The sequence below is a fragment of the Bulleidia sp. HCP3S3_C9 genome, assembly GCF_052064035.1.
In the GTDB taxonomy this organism is placed as follows: domain Bacteria; phylum Bacillota_I; class Bacilli_A; order Erysipelotrichales; family Erysipelotrichaceae; genus Bulleidia.
Genome location: NZ_JBQHWJ010000059.1, coordinates 1 through 13,524, shown reverse-complemented (window position 1 = coordinate 13,524; position 13,524 = coordinate 1). Strand labels below are relative to the sequence as shown.

The window sequence follows — 13,524 nt, the reverse complement described above, 5'->3', positions numbered from 1 at the left end:
TACTTTTACCTCGCAGTTAAAGTGTATATCCAGCAATATGATTTTATTGTACTAAAAAGCGGACACTAAAGAGATTTCTGAACTTTTTTGAATCAGGTGGTCAGTTATGATATTTTTTGATCTTTCTTTTTTTTCCTTTGATGGATAATCCATTTAATGCATCAATGATTTTTATATTGGAATCCAAGATTGTAACTGTAGAATAAGAATCCTGTATTTCAAGTGTTCCAATTTTTTCGAAAGGAAGCTTTGTACAAAGGGCTCCAATGATATCTTTTGGGCGCAGCTTATCTTTTCTTCCCGCCTGGATCTGAATGGTTAGTGTAGAAGATTTCTTTTCTTCTTTCTGTAATGGAATGGATAGATTCGTTTCATACTTCTGCTCAGGATTATAAACAGACGAATGTTCTAAAATATATTGTGTAACTTCATTTTCTAAATCTTTATTTCTAATCAGTGTAATCGTTGTTCCATGATTTCCCTGATGACCACTTCTTCCAGAGCGATGAATAAATGTATCTGCATCTAATGGAATATCATAATGAATGATATGAGAGACATCATATAAGTCTAATCCTCTAGCAGCAGCATCCGTAGCAACAAGTACACGATACTTTCCATTTTTAAATCCATTTAATATTCTGATGCGATCTCTTTCTTCGTAGAATGATGAAAAGGAAGATACAAGAATATCTTTTTTCTTCAGCCAGTCTGCAAGTTCATTCGCATCATTTTTGTAATTCACAAAGATAATGGATTGCTCAATCGGTGCAGACTTTAATAAACGTAATAATGAGTGCTTTCGATCTTCTGTCTTGATGTAGTATGTATCAATGTTTTTGTTAACATGAGAATCATCTTGAATGATTTCTTCATATTCTTCTGGAAAGAAAGAAGTAATGAGGTCATTCTTTGTGGCAGAAGTACAGACAAGCTGTGTGTCTGTATGTTGAAGAAGATATTCTGTTTCTTTTCTCTGTCCTGTAGAAATGACCATGTCTACTTCATCTACGACGCAAAGTAATAAGTGAGATAAATCAATCTTCTTTTGTGAATAGAGATCCATTAATCTGCCAGGTGTACCAATAATGATTGTTGGTCGATGACGTAATGCATTTTCCTGCTTATGAATGTCTAATCCACCAATGACAGTTACAATGTGATGCTTTGAATAATTTGCTATATTTTTTGCGACTTCACTTACCTGCAAAGCAAGTTCTCTTGTTGGGGTAATAATTAATATCTGTGTATCATTACTTGCAGCTTCAGCAATTTCTAATGCGGGTAAAAGATAGGCAAGTGTTTTGCCGGAACCAGTTGCTGCCTGGATAAATAGATTTTTACGAGATAATATTTGAGGAATTGCTTTTTCCTGGATTGGAAGAAGGAAAGAATATCCTTGTTCATTGAATGCTTGTTTAATTTCTTGTTTCATGTGGATATATTAACATGAAAAGGAAATGAGATATCACAATAATTGTGATAAACTTGAAGCGATATGAATATGATGAACGATACGATTGCCGCAATCGCTACAGCTAACGCTACAGGTGCAGTTTCTATCATCCGTATTTCTGGAGAAGAAGCTATTTTGATTGCGTCTGAATTAATCAATAAAGATTTAAGTAAAAAAGAAGGATATACGATTACATTTGGTACAGTACAGGAGGACAATGAAGTTGTTGATGAAGTACTTGTATCTATTTTTAGAACACCAAAATCTTATACAGGAGAAGATGTTGTTGAAATTGGATGCCATGGTGGTCTATTTATCACAAGAAAGATTTTGTCTTTATGCTTAGGAAAAGGTGCTAGACTAGCCCGCCGTGGTGAATTTACAGAACGTGCATTCTTGAATGGAAAGATGGATCTTTCTCAGGCAGAAGGAGTTAATGATTTAATTAATGCGACAGACGAAGTGAATGCGAAGAGTGCAATGCATTCTTTGAAAGGATCTGTTTCTAAAATATTGAAACCATTAGAAGAAGATCTGACGCAAATCATTTCTAATATTGAAGTGAATATTGATTATCCGGAATATGATGATGTGCATCAGTTAACAGAAGATGAGATTCTGCCAAAAGCAAAGACATGGCTGAAAGATATTCAGAAACTGATTGATGAAGCTAAAAAAGCAGTGAATATCCGTGAAGGAATTGATACTGTTATTTTAGGTCGACCAAATGTTGGGAAATCTTCTTTATTGAATGCTTTGCTTGAAGAAGATAAGGCAATTGTCACAGATATTGCGGGTACAACAAGAGATATTGTTGAAGGGACTGTACGCTTAGATGGAATCACTTTGAATTTGATTGATACTGCAGGTATCCATGAATCTAATGATATTGTAGAAAAGATTGGCATTGATAAATCTTTACAGGCATTAGAAAAGGCTGAACTTGTCATTGTGGTCATTGATGGCAGTGAAGCTTTGACAGATGAAGATCATAAGCTGTTAGAAATGACAAAGAATAAGAATCGTATTGTTGTATACAATAAGAATGATAAGGCAATTCAACATGATGGTATTTCTATTTCAGCAATCAATGGTGATGTAGAAGCATTAACGAATGCAATCAAAGAGAAATATGAAAAAGAATTGTATCTTGCTTCCAGTGATACATTGAATAATGAAAGACAGATTGGTCTAGCAATCCAGGCGGAACAGAGTATGAAGAATGCGATTCGTACATTGGAAGATGGTATGGAATTGGATCTTGTGACGATTGATTTAGAGAACGCATGGACTTCATTAAAAGAAATTACAGGAAAAGCTGGAAAAGAAGATCTGTTAGATGAAATCTTTTCTAGATTTTGTTTGGGTAAGTAATATGGAAGATATCATTTATTTAGATTCACATGCGCATTTAATGAGTGATGACTACAGCGAAGATCTTGAAGATGTTATGCAGAGATGTAAACAAAAGCATATCGATTACATCATGATCATTACATTGACAAAACAGGAAGCAATACGTGCAATTGAATTTCGTAAAAGAGATCCAGAACATATTACGATTGCAACAGGGATATTCCCTGAAGATGCAGAAAAAGTGACGGAAGAAGACTGGAATGATTTTGTGGAAATTGCTTCCAGAGAGGAAATATCTGTCATTGGAGAAATTGGTCTGGAATATCATTGGGTAAAAGATGAAGAAGCAAGAAAGAAACAAAGAGAATTGTTTATTCGACAGATTGAACTTGCCAAAACATTGCATAAACCAATTGCGGTGCATTCTAGAGATGCGATCCAGGATACATTTGATATCTTGAAGGAACATCAAGTACCTGGTTTACTGCATTGCTTTCCGGGAACAAAGGAAATGGCAAAAGAGTTTACAAAACTTGGCTATTACATCGCATTAGGTGGAGCATTGACATTTAAGAATGCAAGACATTCCGTTGAAGTTGTCGAAACAATTGATGAAAAGTATTTGCTGAGTGAAACGGATTGTCCATATATGGCACCTGTACCTGTAAGAGGTACAAAGAATGAACCATCGAATATTCCATATATTGTTCAGAAAATGGCGGATGTTAGAAATGTGAGTGTTGAACATATGGCTTCTACGATCTTAGAGAATTGGAAGAGGTATTTGAAATGTCAATGAAGAAGATCAAAGAAGTGATTGTTGTAGAAGGCAGACATGATACGGAACGTCTGCGTAAATATTTTGACTGTGATACGATTGAAACAGGTGGAACGAGTCTTGGACAAGATGTCATTAATCGTATTATAGAAGCAAAGAAAACAAGAGGTGTCATTGTATTCACAGATCCGGATTCTCCTGGAAATCGTATTCGTCATGCGGTAAATCAGAGTGTAGAAGGATGCAAGAATGCATTTGTGATGAAAAAAGATGCACGCACAGATAAGAAAGTTGGTGTTGAACACGCAACTTATGAAATATTAAAAGAAGCATTAGAGAATGTTGTTTCATTTGATGAAGATGATTGTTGTCAATTGACAATGAATGACATGATTGAGCTTGGCTTATCTGGCAGTGATAATAGTTCGGCATTAAGAGATGTTATCGGTGAACATTTTCATATTGGAAGTGGAAATGCGAAAACAATGTTACGAAGAATCAACTTTTCAAAAATAACAAAAGAAGAATTATATAAGGTGATCCATTCATGAATAAATTTATTTCAACCCCATCACGAACAAAAGAAATCCTAGAGAAATATGGTATCCATGCAAAGAAAGGTTTTGGACAGAATTTTCTAGTGGATCCAATCATTGTAGAACGTTGTGCATTAGCTGCACATTGTGAAGGTGCAGTGATTGAAATTGGCCCTGGTATTGGTTCTTTGACGGAACAGCTTGCGATTCATTCTCATCATGTCGTAGCGTATGAAATTGATGAATCTTTACCACCAATCTTAGCGGATACATTATCTGCATATGATAATGTTGAAATTATCTTGCAGGATTTTCTGCAGGCAGATATTTCTACAAAAATAAAAGAATTGAAAGAACAATATGGTCAGGTTACTGTTTGTGCGAATCTTCCATATTACATTACTTCTCCAGTACTGTTTAAGATCTTTGATGAAGGGCATGATATTCCTTATATTACTGTGATGATGCAGAAAGAAGTTGGTGATCGTTTTATTGCGAAACCTAACGATAGTGAATATGGTGCTTTGAGTGTGGAAGGACAATATCTATATGATGTAAAGAAATTGTTTACAGTTCCTGGCAGAAGCTTTAATCCTTCTCCTAAAGTGGATAGTGTGATTATTCAATTTTCTAGAAAAGAGGATATTGATACATCTTTGAATCTTGTGGATTTCTTTACATTTGTTAGAGCATGTTTTAAGCAAAGAAGAAAAACGATCTACAATAATTTAAAAGAATATCTGAAGGATAGTGAAAAGACAAAGCTGGCTTTAGAAAAGGCTGGGATTGATGCTGGTATTAGAGCACAGGAATTAGATGTAGATACATTAAAGAAACTGTATGAGGCAACTTTATGAAAGAAAGAGCATATGCAAAAATCAATTTGTGTTTAGATGTAGCTGGAAAAAGAGAGGATGGCTATCATGATTTGAAGATGATCATGGTACCAATTGATTTCTATGATTTATTAGAGATGAAACCTGCATTTGAAACAACACTATCTTTGAATCGTGCATATTTACCAGTCAATGATAAGAATACGATCATTAAAGCAATCAATGTGATGAAGCAAAGATATGGTTTCCAGATGGAATTTGAATGTATTCTTCAAAAGCATATTCCTACACGTGCGGGTTTAGCAGGCGGCAGTGCGGATGCGGCAGCCGCAATTCGTATGATCAATCGTATGTTGAACTTGAATATGAGTGAAGAAGATATGATTTCAGTTGGAAAAGAAGTTGGTGCAGATGTTCCGTTCTGTCTGATTAATAAACCAGCATATGTTGAAGGAATTGGAGAAATTATTAATCCATTTTCTTGTACTACAGATTTTGATATTTTACTTGTAAAACCAAGAAAAGGTGTATCTACAAAAGAAGCATTTGAAATCGTAGATAGTACAGAACCAATCCATCCTGACTGTATGAAAATGAGAGATGCATTGATGTGCTCTGACTATGAAGGTATTATTTCTTCTTTGGGGAATAGCTTAGAACCAGCTGCTATTCAGCTTGTAGAAGATATTCGCAACGTAAAAGAAGAACTGACAAAACGTGGATTTGACGGTGTTTTGATGTCAGGCAGTGGTTCTACTGTATTTGGTATTACAAAAGATCGTCAATTGATTGAAGATACAATGAATGATTTGAAGAAAGAAAAGTACTTCGTCAGAAGAACAAGAATCGTTGATTCAAGAATGGGGAGATAGAATATGAGAAATGCAATTATTATGGCTGGTGGAAAAGGCACGAGAATGAAGTCTGTTCTGCCAAAGGTATTACATAAGATTTTAAATGAACCAATGGCATCTATGGTAATTCGTTCTTTAAAAGAAGCTGGTGCTGAAAGAATTGTAACTGTTGTGGGCTATCAGCATGAACTGGTTGAAAAAGAATTGGCTGGTCAATGTGAATTTGTCGTACAGGAACCACAGCTTGGTACAGGACACGCAGTCATGCAGGCTAGACAGCTTGAAAATGAAAGTGGTATTACAGTGGTTGCTTCTGGTGACTGTCCATGCGTTAGAAGTGAAACATATGCAAAGATGTATGATGAATTAGGGGATGCTGATATGGCAGTATTGACTGCAGTCCCTGATGATAATGGTGCGTATGGCAGAGTCATTCGTAGAGATGATGGCACGGTTGAAAAAATCGTTGAATTTAAAGATGCAAATGAAGAAGAGAGAAACGTGAGAGAAATCAATACAGGTATCTATGCTTTTAAAACTGAATCTTTATTTGAAGGCTTAAAACTGATCAAGAATGAAAATGCACAGCATGAATATTATTTGACTGATTTAGTAGAAATCTTACAGAATCTTGGCAAGAAAGTTATCGCAATCAATTGTGATGACTGGAGAGAAGTGGAAGGTATCAATGATTGTGTTGCGCAGGCAGAAGCAAATGCGTATCTTCAGCACCGTATTAATCTTCACTGGATGAAGGAAGGTGTGAATATTATTGATCCAGATAATACATATATTGGCCCAGAAGTTAGATTTGGACATGATGTAATTGTTCATCCAAATACATATTTGTATGGAAAAACAACAGTGAAAGATAATACAGAAGTTATGCCTGGTACTTTTGCACAGGATCAGGAGCTTTAATGTTATATCTCAAAGAAGCAAATATTGATGATATGCAAAAGGAATATGAAGTGATTGCACGTATTCCTTCGGATGAAAATGGCTTTACAAATGAATATGAAAACTGTTCTTTTGAAGAATTTAAAGAACAGATTCTGCCTTCTTTTATCAATCACGCAAAAGGAATTGATTTGAAAGATGGATTTGTTCCAGATACGAATTATTTCTTATGGGATGAGGATGTCATTGTTGGGCTGTTTCATTTCAGACATTATTTAAATGACTTTCTTATGAATGGTCCTGGTCATATTGGCTATTGTATTTTGAAAGAGTATCGTGGAAAAGGATATGGAGAAAAAGGCTTGAAGTTGTTGATTGATCTTGTTAAAGATCATCTTCAGGAAGATGAAATCTACATGTCCTGTGCGAAAACGAATCCTGCATCTTTACATGTGATGTTAAAGAATGGTGCATATATTCATCATGAAGATGAAAAAGAATATTACACAAGAATCAAGATAAAATAAAAAAGATTTGTATCGCTGTGATACAAATCTTTTTGGTTTGTTTTTATGCTTCTTCTTGTTTGTTGGAAGCAATAACGAATGGTGTGTATACCAATGTAGAAGCACCAATGATAATTACGATCTGCCATAGTGCACCCCAGAAGACAACTAGGATGTTGTTAATGAATGAGTCTTGTATTGCGGTCAAAAAATGAGAATTTAAGATAAAAACTCATTTTTGATTTCTGCATTATGGAAATATTGTTGAATGATTTTGATGGCTTCTTCATAAACAGGATGATCAGTAGAAGTATTGTAGATTGTTTGCTTATCTGAAAGGGTTGTATGAACACGAGCTTTTCCATATTTTTTTATTAGTGATGCATATTCAGGATTGTCTGGTGAACAATATACGGCATTGATACCATAATAGATTTCTTGATCATTGTGCGTGATCTGTTTGTGTGGCAAATCAACCAGTACTTCACAGCATCCCATATGTGCATAATGTCCTTTGTTTGTGATAAATCCGTTAACATAGTGAAAGTATTTTTTATATGCGTAAAAATATGGTTCTTCACTATAAAGGAATATTAAATATCCTTGATTTCGTAATTTAGTAATAATAATTTCATCAGTTCCATTCCACAATACAATTTGCATAGGTTTATCTTCCACGCTTCCAGTATTCTCCAACAGGTTCTTCAGGATGCATTGTATCCCAGTGAACTTCGTGTCTTTCAAAATATCCAATTACTTTCCCGTTGGAATTTCTAACGGGTGTAAAGAATTCTCTTTCCTGTTTGATAGGATTGTATGCTTCAAACATTTCATCACTTCCAGCATCTGCTTTTTCAAGAAAGTTCATGATTTTTTTCTTGGATTCCTGATTATGACAATTGAAAATAATGTCTCCAATATGGATGCGTTCACCGTAATGTTGTTTTGCGGTTTTGTTGAGATATTGAATTGTATGATTCCTATCACAGAAAACAATTTCATAAGGTAGTGCATTTAAAATACTTTCTAAAAGTTCTTTTTTCATTAGTTAAATCCTCCTATGAGTTCTTTACAGATTTCTTTATACTTTTTTGAATATACGCTGTTTTTATTCCATAGAAAAGTTGTATCGTGATGGAGTTGTAAATTCTGGATCTTGATTTCTTTCAATGATCCATTTTTTAATTCTTCTTCTACAGATAAGCGATACAGAAATGAAATTCCACAATCATTTTTTAATAGTGAAATGATGGATGAGATACTTTCAATTTCTAAATGATTTTTGAAATCTAAATAGGATAAGTTATATGTTTTTAAATAACTATCTAATAGATCTCTTGTGCCAGAACCTGTTTCTCGGATGAGTATTCTTTCATTTAAGAGATCTTCAATATGATTGACTTTTTTAGAAAATGTATGATTTTTTGCACATACACAAATAAAGCTATCTGTGTAATACAATAACTGTTCGTATTTATGAGATGGAAAATATCCTTCAATCAATGCAAAATGAATTTCTCCATTATCTAATTTAGCTAATAGCTGTTCCGCATTTCCATAAATAATATGCATATTCATCTCTGGGTGCTTATTTAAAAATACGGATAATGGCTTTGCTAATGCATATTCTCCAGCTGTAAGCGTAACGCCAAGAACAAGTTCAATGGTAGATTGCTTTTCCTGCATTCTTTTGATCATGATTTCTTCATCATTGCGAATGACAGACATTGTTTCATATAAAATCTTACCTGCCTTTGTTAATGCAAGTTTCCGGTCTTGATATGTAAACAGCTTTGTGTTGTATCTCTCTTCTAAAAAACGAATGTGTTGAGATACTGCTGGTTGCGTAATATGTAATTCTTGAGAAGCCTTTGTATAGTTCATATTTTCGCATACACATAGAAACGTGATAATTCGTTGATCAATCATAAATACACTCCATAATAAATTCTTATGGATATATCATAATATATAATTTAAGATTTTTTATATAATCTCCTATAATTTACATTCGGAGATAGAAAAGAGGGGATATTATGCAGTTATTAGTCCATATTACAAACCACGAAAATGTAGTAGATCCAATTATGATCAAACTTGCAAAAGCAGGCTTTCATGGTGCTTCTGTTGTCGATTGTGAAGGGATGCTGAAATCTTTGAATCAGGACAGTGTGGATGCACCAACGATTTTTGGTGGATTACGTCAATTTGTGAATCCAGGTCGTCAACAGAATAAGATGATTCTGGTTGTATTGAAAGATGAAGAAATTCAAAGTGCAATTGATATTATTCATTCCGTATCTGGAGATATGAAATTACCAAATACAGGTATCTTATTTACATTGCCAGTTACTAGATGGGAAGTGTCTAAAAACTAACTATGAGTACATTGTTTTATTTAGCTTTAGCAATGCTTGCTGGCTTGCTGATGACACGTATTACACGTTTAGTAAAGCTTCCAAACGTCACTGCATATTTGATTGCAGGTGTATTGATTGGACCTTGTGTATTTAAACTTGTTCCAGAGGATCAATTAACAAATTTTAATATTATCACAGAAGCAGCCTTAGGCTTTATTGCTTTCTCAATTGGTGATCAGTTTAAACTAGACAGCTTAAAGGCCATTGGAAAACCAGCATTGATTATCACGGCTTTGGAATCTATTGGCGCTGTGGTATTTACGATGAGTATTACATTGCTGCTTGGATTTGATCCAATTATCTGTATCATGCTTGGTGCACTTTCAGCTTCTACTGCTCCAGCAGCAACATTATTGATTGTTCGTCAGTATAAAACGAGCGGTCCTTTAACAGATATGTTATTGCCAGTCGTTGCGGCAGATGATGCAACGGGTTTGATTGCATATTCTATCTGCGTTAATATTGCGATCAACATGGTAAATCATCAATCATTTAATGTAACAAATACATTATTGATTCCACTTCTAGATATTGTAATTGCTTTGTTACTTGGTGCTTTTTTGGGATTCTTGCTGGCACTCAGTCACCGTTACTTTAAGTCTCATACAAATCGTATGTCATTAGCAATTGCAGGTGTATTCCTGGGTGTTGGATTAGCAGATCATTTTGGCTTATCTAACCTGTTATTATGTATGGCAATGGGTGCTGTATATGTTAACTTGAGAGACGATGCGGAAAGAATTCTTGGATGCATTGATGACTGGACATATCCGTTGTTCATGTTGTTCTTCGTTATTTCAGGTGCACAGTTGAACCTTGCAACTTTACCAAAGGTTGGATTGATTGGTATCGTTTATATTATTGCAAGATTCTCTGGTAAGTTTGCGGGATCCTGGCTTGGTGGAACAATTACACATCAGCCAGCAGTTGTAAAAGACAATATCGGCTGGGCTTTGATGCCTCAGGCTGGTGTTGCGATTGGTATGGCTACAATGGCATTGGCACAATTGCCTGCAGAATATGGTCAGCCAATCCAGACGGTCATCTTGAGTGCAACGCTTGTATATGAAGTCATTGGACCAATTGCAAGTAAGAATGCATTGAAGCGTGCTGGTGAAATTCATACAGAAGGATAAAAAAAGAATGTACCTTTGCGTGATGCAAAAGTACATTTTTTCTTACTTTGTTGAAAGGATGCAATAGATTCCAGCAAGTAATCCAATGACTGCACCAATATAACCAATAGATCCTAGATTGATTAGATCTACAACTTTACCGCCAATGAATGATCCTGTTCCAATGCCAAGATTGAAAATGCCTGAGAAGAATGCCATTGCGACTGATCCAGCAGCATCAGCGTGCAAGATGATTTCGGATTGTGCCGCTACGTTAAACGCAGTGGAAGTTAATCCCCAATATGCACATACAAATTATAATGAAATCAAAGATACAGTGGATGGTTTTAACAGTAACAATACAATTGCAATATTGAGTGTCATGAGACGTAAGAATCCAACTCTATTTTTGGAATAGAACTTTGAAAATAGGACACTTCCAAGAATTCCTGCAAAACCAAACATAGATAAGGACAGTGTGATCCATGTATCTGATAGTTTTGCGATGGAAGACATGAATGGTTCGATATAACTGTAGGCTGTATAGTAAGCTGTCGCGAATAAGAACGATACTACAAAGATACTTACAAGAGATTTATTTTTGAATAGTAGTGGTAATTGATTTACTTTAAATGGCTCTGGTTTATCTAGTGTTGGAAATACAAAGGACTGGAATGCAAATAAGGCAAAAGCAATGATGCCTGCAAGAATGAATGTCATTCTCCATCCGAGATATAGTCCAACGATTCTTCCAAGTGGAAGGACAAATATCATCGCAATAGATGTTCCCGTAACGATCATGCTCATTGCAAAGTCTCGATGTTGTTCATCAACAAGCTTTACCGCAATGACGGACGCAACAGACCAGAAGATTGCATGTGCGGATGCTACGACGAGTCTTGCGATAATCAATATGATAAAGGTTGGTGCAATCCCTGATAGAATCTGTCCAATTGCGAATACAACAAGTGTGACTAACAACATTGGTTTAAAAGATACTTTTGATACAGCAATCATGAGTGGTACAGATAGAATCATGACTGCCCATGAATATGCGGTAATCATAATGCCTGCCTGTGATTCACTGATGGAAAAGGCAGCAGCAATGGATGTTAATAATCCAATTGGCATGAACTCTGATGTATTGAAAATAAAAGCGGCTAATGTCATTCCAATCAATGGCAGCCATTGTTTCGTTTCTAGTTTTTTCATAATCTTCCCTTGATTTTTAAAAACAGGGATTATTATAGACTTGAAAAGTAAAGAATAACATTAGAAATTGTCAAAAATAATGATAAAAATGCTTGATAGAGGTTTCAAAAAAATACATTTCGTTATAAACTAATCATGCGTTATGAATCATGTCAATCAGGCATGAAACAGGAGAGGAAAAAAATGGTTAAGGAAACTGTCATATTCGCTTTAACATCAAGCACTGATTTAGCAGCATCAATCTGCAAAAAGTTAAATCTTCCACTTGGAAAGATCAAGGTTGAACACTTTGCAGACGGAGAAATTCTTGTTGAACCACAGGAATCAATTAGAGGAAGATCTGTATTCATTGTACAGTCTACATGCACACCAGTTACAGAACATATCATGGAGGTATTGATCTGCATTGATGCTTGTAAGAGAGCTTCTGCGGGTGAAATTAATGTTATCATGCCTTACTATGGCTATGCACGTCAGGACAGAAAAGCTGCTCCACGTCAGCCAATTACATCTAAGCTAGTCGCTAACTTATTAACAGTAGCTGGTGCAAATAGAGTTATTACATTTGATTTGCATGCATCTCAGATCCAGGGTTACTTTGATATCCCAATTGATGATCTAACAGCTGTTCCTATGATTGGAAGATACTTTGTTGAAAAGAATTTCCCTAAGGATTCTGTATGTGTAGTTTCACCTGATCATGGTGGAGTTGTTCGTGCTAGAAGATTAGCTGATATCTTAGATGCACCTATCGCTATCATTGATAAGAGAAGACCAAAGCCAAACATGGTTGAAGCACAGAATGTTATCGGTGATGTTGATGGAAAGATCTGTATCGTTGTTGATGATATCTGTGATACTGCTGGTACATTATGTGCTGGCTGCCAGATCTTAAAGGATCATGGTGCTAAGGAAGTATACGTTGGTATTACTCATGGTATCTTCTCTAGAGATGCAATGCAGAAGATTGAAAATTCTGTTATCAAGGAATTGGTTATCTCAGATACAATTGCTCTTTCTAAAGAAAAGGCAGCACAGACAGACAAGGTTACTGTATTATCCGTTGCTGATATGTTAGCTAATACAATTGATGCAATCGAAAACCATACACCAGTATCCAATGTGTATGATGATTACAAAAAATTAGAAGCTGAATAAGAATAACAAAAACGTCTCTAGATAGAGGCGTTTTTATGTTGCTTAAGAATGATTGCCTACTAAATAATAGAAACTTGAAATGAGAAATAGAAATGGAAATGCATATGCGGCAAATATCCCTAAAACAAGATAAGCAGAGGATACATAAGAAAATAATGTAAAAAGAATTGTACCAATCCAGAGAAACGATAGGAAGATAAGCAATATTCTTTTTAATGTTGTATTTGTTTTATTGTGTACTTTTTTACTGTGCTCTGGTAACAAATAAACAAAAATTGCATAAATGATGGATACGGAAGCCACAGGAGCATGTGTAGTTTCTATCTCTGGCGTGATGAACACTACCACAGACAGGACATCTTTGGCTTGTATATGCTGGATTAACATACTCAACTTT

At 35.2% G+C, this 13,524-nt stretch carries 18 protein-coding genes; 10 read left to right on the top strand and 8 right to left on the bottom strand.

The genetic code is table 11. The features are described from left to right. Positions 1-100 precede the first annotated feature (100 nt). Positions 101-1,435: a DEAD/DEAH box helicase gene (locus tag ACTND6_RS09430; protein WP_441023820.1), complete on the bottom strand. Its 1,335-nt coding sequence runs from the start codon at positions 1,433-1,435 to the stop codon at positions 101-103. 69 nt (positions 1,436-1,504) lie between these two features. Here ACTND6_RS09430 and mnmE point away from each other — a divergent pair, with 69 nt between their 5' ends. Genes mnmE through ACTND6_RS09395 form a run of 7 tightly spaced genes read left to right on the top strand, consistent with a single transcriptional unit; the run spans position 1,505 to position 7,243 of the window. Continuing rightward, a complete protein-coding gene (gene mnmE / locus ACTND6_RS09425; RefSeq protein ID WP_441023832.1) occupies positions 1,505-2,830 on the top strand; it encodes a tRNA uridine-5-carboxymethylaminomethyl(34) synthesis GTPase MnmE in 1,326 nt (441 codons plus the stop codon). After that, positions 2,796-3,611 carry a TatD family hydrolase gene (locus tag ACTND6_RS09420; protein ID WP_441023821.1) on the top strand — a complete coding sequence of 272 codons (816 nt, stop codon included), beginning with the start codon at positions 2,796-2,798 and terminating at the stop codon, positions 3,609-3,611. The genes mnmE and ACTND6_RS09420 overlap by 35 nt, the downstream gene beginning before the upstream one ends. Continuing rightward, positions 3,602-4,141 (top strand): ribonuclease M5, encoded by a 540-nt coding sequence (gene rnmV, locus ACTND6_RS09415; protein ID WP_441023822.1) that lies wholly within the window; start codon positions 3,602-3,604, stop codon positions 4,139-4,141. The genes ACTND6_RS09420 and rnmV overlap by 10 nt, the downstream gene beginning before the upstream one ends. Beyond that, the gene (gene rsmA, locus ACTND6_RS09410; protein WP_441023823.1) at positions 4,138-4,983 is read left to right on the top strand and encodes a 16S rRNA (adenine(1518)-N(6)/adenine(1519)-N(6))-dimethyltransferase RsmA; all 846 of its coding nucleotides are present in this window, start codon (positions 4,138-4,140) and stop codon (positions 4,981-4,983) included. The genes rnmV and rsmA overlap by 4 nt, the downstream gene beginning before the upstream one ends. Then, positions 4,980-5,834 (top strand): 4-(cytidine 5'-diphospho)-2-C-methyl-D-erythritol kinase, encoded by an 855-nt coding sequence (locus ACTND6_RS09405; protein WP_178175275.1) that lies wholly within the window; start codon positions 4,980-4,982, stop codon positions 5,832-5,834. Before rsmA ends, ACTND6_RS09405 begins: the two co-directional genes overlap by 4 nt. Positions 5,835-5,837: 3 nt before the next feature. Continuing rightward, the gene (locus tag ACTND6_RS09400; RefSeq protein ID WP_441023824.1) at positions 5,838-6,737 is read left to right on the top strand and encodes a sugar phosphate nucleotidyltransferase; all 900 of its coding nucleotides are present in this window, start codon (positions 5,838-5,840) and stop codon (positions 6,735-6,737) included. After that, the gene (locus tag ACTND6_RS09395; protein ID WP_441023825.1) at positions 6,737-7,243 is read left to right on the top strand and encodes a GNAT family N-acetyltransferase; all 507 of its coding nucleotides are present in this window, start codon (positions 6,737-6,739) and stop codon (positions 7,241-7,243) included. The genes ACTND6_RS09400 and ACTND6_RS09395 overlap by 1 nt, the downstream gene beginning before the upstream one ends. 43 nt (positions 7,244-7,286) lie before the next feature. On the opposite strand, the gene ACTND6_RS09390 is transcribed toward ACTND6_RS09395, so the two are convergent. From ACTND6_RS09390 to ACTND6_RS09375, 4 genes are read right to left on the bottom strand one after another with little or no spacing between them, the layout of a single operon-like run. Beyond that, positions 7,287-7,430 (bottom strand): hypothetical protein, encoded by a 144-nt coding sequence (locus ACTND6_RS09390; protein WP_441023826.1) that lies wholly within the window; start codon positions 7,428-7,430, stop codon positions 7,287-7,289. An 11-nt stretch (positions 7,431-7,441) separates the two neighbouring features. Further along, positions 7,442-7,885 carry a hypothetical protein gene (locus ACTND6_RS09385; protein ID WP_441023827.1) on the bottom strand — a complete coding sequence of 148 codons (444 nt, stop codon included), beginning with the start codon at positions 7,883-7,885 and terminating at the stop codon, positions 7,442-7,444. Positions 7,886-7,889: 4 nt separating this feature from the next. Continuing rightward, positions 7,890-8,267 carry a PAS domain-containing protein gene (locus ACTND6_RS09380; protein ID WP_441023828.1) on the bottom strand — a complete coding sequence of 126 codons (378 nt, stop codon included), beginning with the start codon at positions 8,265-8,267 and terminating at the stop codon, positions 7,890-7,892. Beyond that, the gene (locus ACTND6_RS09375) at positions 8,267-9,151 is read right to left on the bottom strand and encodes a LysR substrate-binding domain-containing protein (protein WP_178175270.1); all 885 of its coding nucleotides are present in this window, start codon (positions 9,149-9,151) and stop codon (positions 8,267-8,269) included. Before ACTND6_RS09375 ends, ACTND6_RS09380 begins: the two co-directional genes overlap by 1 nt. 107 nt (positions 9,152-9,258) lie before the next feature. On the opposite strand from ACTND6_RS09375, the gene ACTND6_RS09370 reads away from it, so the two are divergent. Together ACTND6_RS09370 and ACTND6_RS09365 are read left to right on the top strand one after the other, a co-directional pair. Then, positions 9,259-9,600 carry a hypothetical protein gene (locus ACTND6_RS09370; protein WP_320078962.1) on the top strand — a complete coding sequence of 114 codons (342 nt, stop codon included), beginning with the start codon at positions 9,259-9,261 and terminating at the stop codon, positions 9,598-9,600. Positions 9,601-9,602: 2 nt separating this feature from the next. Beyond that, the gene (locus tag ACTND6_RS09365; protein WP_178175268.1) at positions 9,603-10,778 is read left to right on the top strand and encodes a cation:proton antiporter domain-containing protein; all 1,176 of its coding nucleotides are present in this window, start codon (positions 9,603-9,605) and stop codon (positions 10,776-10,778) included. A 42-nt stretch (positions 10,779-10,820) separates the two neighbouring features. Here ACTND6_RS09365 and ACTND6_RS09360 read toward each other — a convergent pair whose 3' ends face one another. Together ACTND6_RS09360 and ACTND6_RS09355 are read right to left on the bottom strand one after the other, a co-directional pair. Beyond that, positions 10,821-11,006: a hypothetical protein gene (locus ACTND6_RS09360; RefSeq protein WP_441023829.1), complete on the bottom strand. Its 186-nt coding sequence runs from the start codon at positions 11,004-11,006 to the stop codon at positions 10,821-10,823. A gap of 66 nt (positions 11,007-11,072) precedes the next feature. Further along, positions 11,073-11,969, bottom strand: a complete 897-nt coding sequence (locus tag ACTND6_RS09355; protein WP_441023830.1) for an MFS transporter — start codon at positions 11,967-11,969, stop codon at positions 11,073-11,075. A 183-nt stretch (positions 11,970-12,152) separates the two neighbouring features. Here ACTND6_RS09355 and ACTND6_RS09350 point away from each other — a divergent pair, with 183 nt between their 5' ends. Continuing rightward, positions 12,153-13,127 carry a ribose-phosphate diphosphokinase gene (locus tag ACTND6_RS09350; protein ID WP_441023831.1) on the top strand — a complete coding sequence of 325 codons (975 nt, stop codon included), beginning with the start codon at positions 12,153-12,155 and terminating at the stop codon, positions 13,125-13,127. A gap of 244 nt (positions 13,128-13,371) precedes the next feature. On the opposite strand, the gene ACTND6_RS09345 is transcribed toward ACTND6_RS09350, so the two are convergent. Next, the coding region (locus ACTND6_RS09345; RefSeq protein WP_441023833.1) for a zinc ribbon domain-containing protein at positions 13,372-13,524 on the bottom strand (153 nt) is incomplete at its 5' end.

What these genes read in the sequence shown, in the direction of transcription:
- ACTND6_RS09370 (WP_320078962.1), top strand. Translation starts at nt 9,259, where the DNA reads ATGCAGTTATTAGTCCATATTACAAACCACGAAAATGTAGTAGATCCA.
- ACTND6_RS09385 (WP_441023827.1), bottom strand. Translation starts at nt 7,885, where the DNA reads ATGCAAATTGTATTGTGGAATGGAACTGATGAAATTATTATTACTAAA.
- mnmE (WP_441023832.1), top strand. Translation starts at nt 1,505, where the DNA reads ATGATGAACGATACGATTGCCGCAATCGCTACAGCTAACGCTACAGGT.
- ACTND6_RS09365 (WP_178175268.1), top strand. Translation starts at nt 9,603, where the DNA reads ATGAGTACATTGTTTTATTTAGCTTTAGCAATGCTTGCTGGCTTGCTG.
- ACTND6_RS09350 (WP_441023831.1), top strand. Translation starts at nt 12,153, where the DNA reads ATGGTTAAGGAAACTGTCATATTCGCTTTAACATCAAGCACTGATTTA.
- ACTND6_RS09375 (WP_178175270.1), bottom strand. Translation starts at nt 9,151, where the DNA reads ATGATTGATCAACGAATTATCACGTTTCTATGTGTATGCGAAAATATG.
- ACTND6_RS09420 (WP_441023821.1), top strand. Translation starts at nt 2,796, where the DNA reads ATGAAATCTTTTCTAGATTTTGTTTGGGTAAGTAATATGGAAGATATC.
- rnmV (WP_441023822.1), top strand. Translation starts at nt 3,602, where the DNA reads ATGTCAATGAAGAAGATCAAAGAAGTGATTGTTGTAGAAGGCAGACAT.
- ACTND6_RS09355 (WP_441023830.1), bottom strand. Translation starts at nt 11,969, where the DNA reads ATGAAAAAACTAGAAACGAAACAATGGCTGCCATTGATTGGAATGACA.
- ACTND6_RS09400 (WP_441023824.1), top strand. Translation starts at nt 5,838, where the DNA reads ATGAGAAATGCAATTATTATGGCTGGTGGAAAAGGCACGAGAATGAAG.
- ACTND6_RS09395 (WP_441023825.1), top strand. Translation starts at nt 6,737, where the DNA reads ATGTTATATCTCAAAGAAGCAAATATTGATGATATGCAAAAGGAATAT.
- rsmA (WP_441023823.1), top strand. Translation starts at nt 4,138, where the DNA reads ATGAATAAATTTATTTCAACCCCATCACGAACAAAAGAAATCCTAGAG.
- ACTND6_RS09405 (WP_178175275.1), top strand. Translation starts at nt 4,980, where the DNA reads ATGAAAGAAAGAGCATATGCAAAAATCAATTTGTGTTTAGATGTAGCT.
- ACTND6_RS09430 (WP_441023820.1), bottom strand. Translation starts at nt 1,435, where the DNA reads ATGAAACAAGAAATTAAACAAGCATTCAATGAACAAGGATATTCTTTC.
- ACTND6_RS09380 (WP_441023828.1), bottom strand. Translation starts at nt 8,267, where the DNA reads ATGAAAAAAGAACTTTTAGAAAGTATTTTAAATGCACTACCTTATGAA.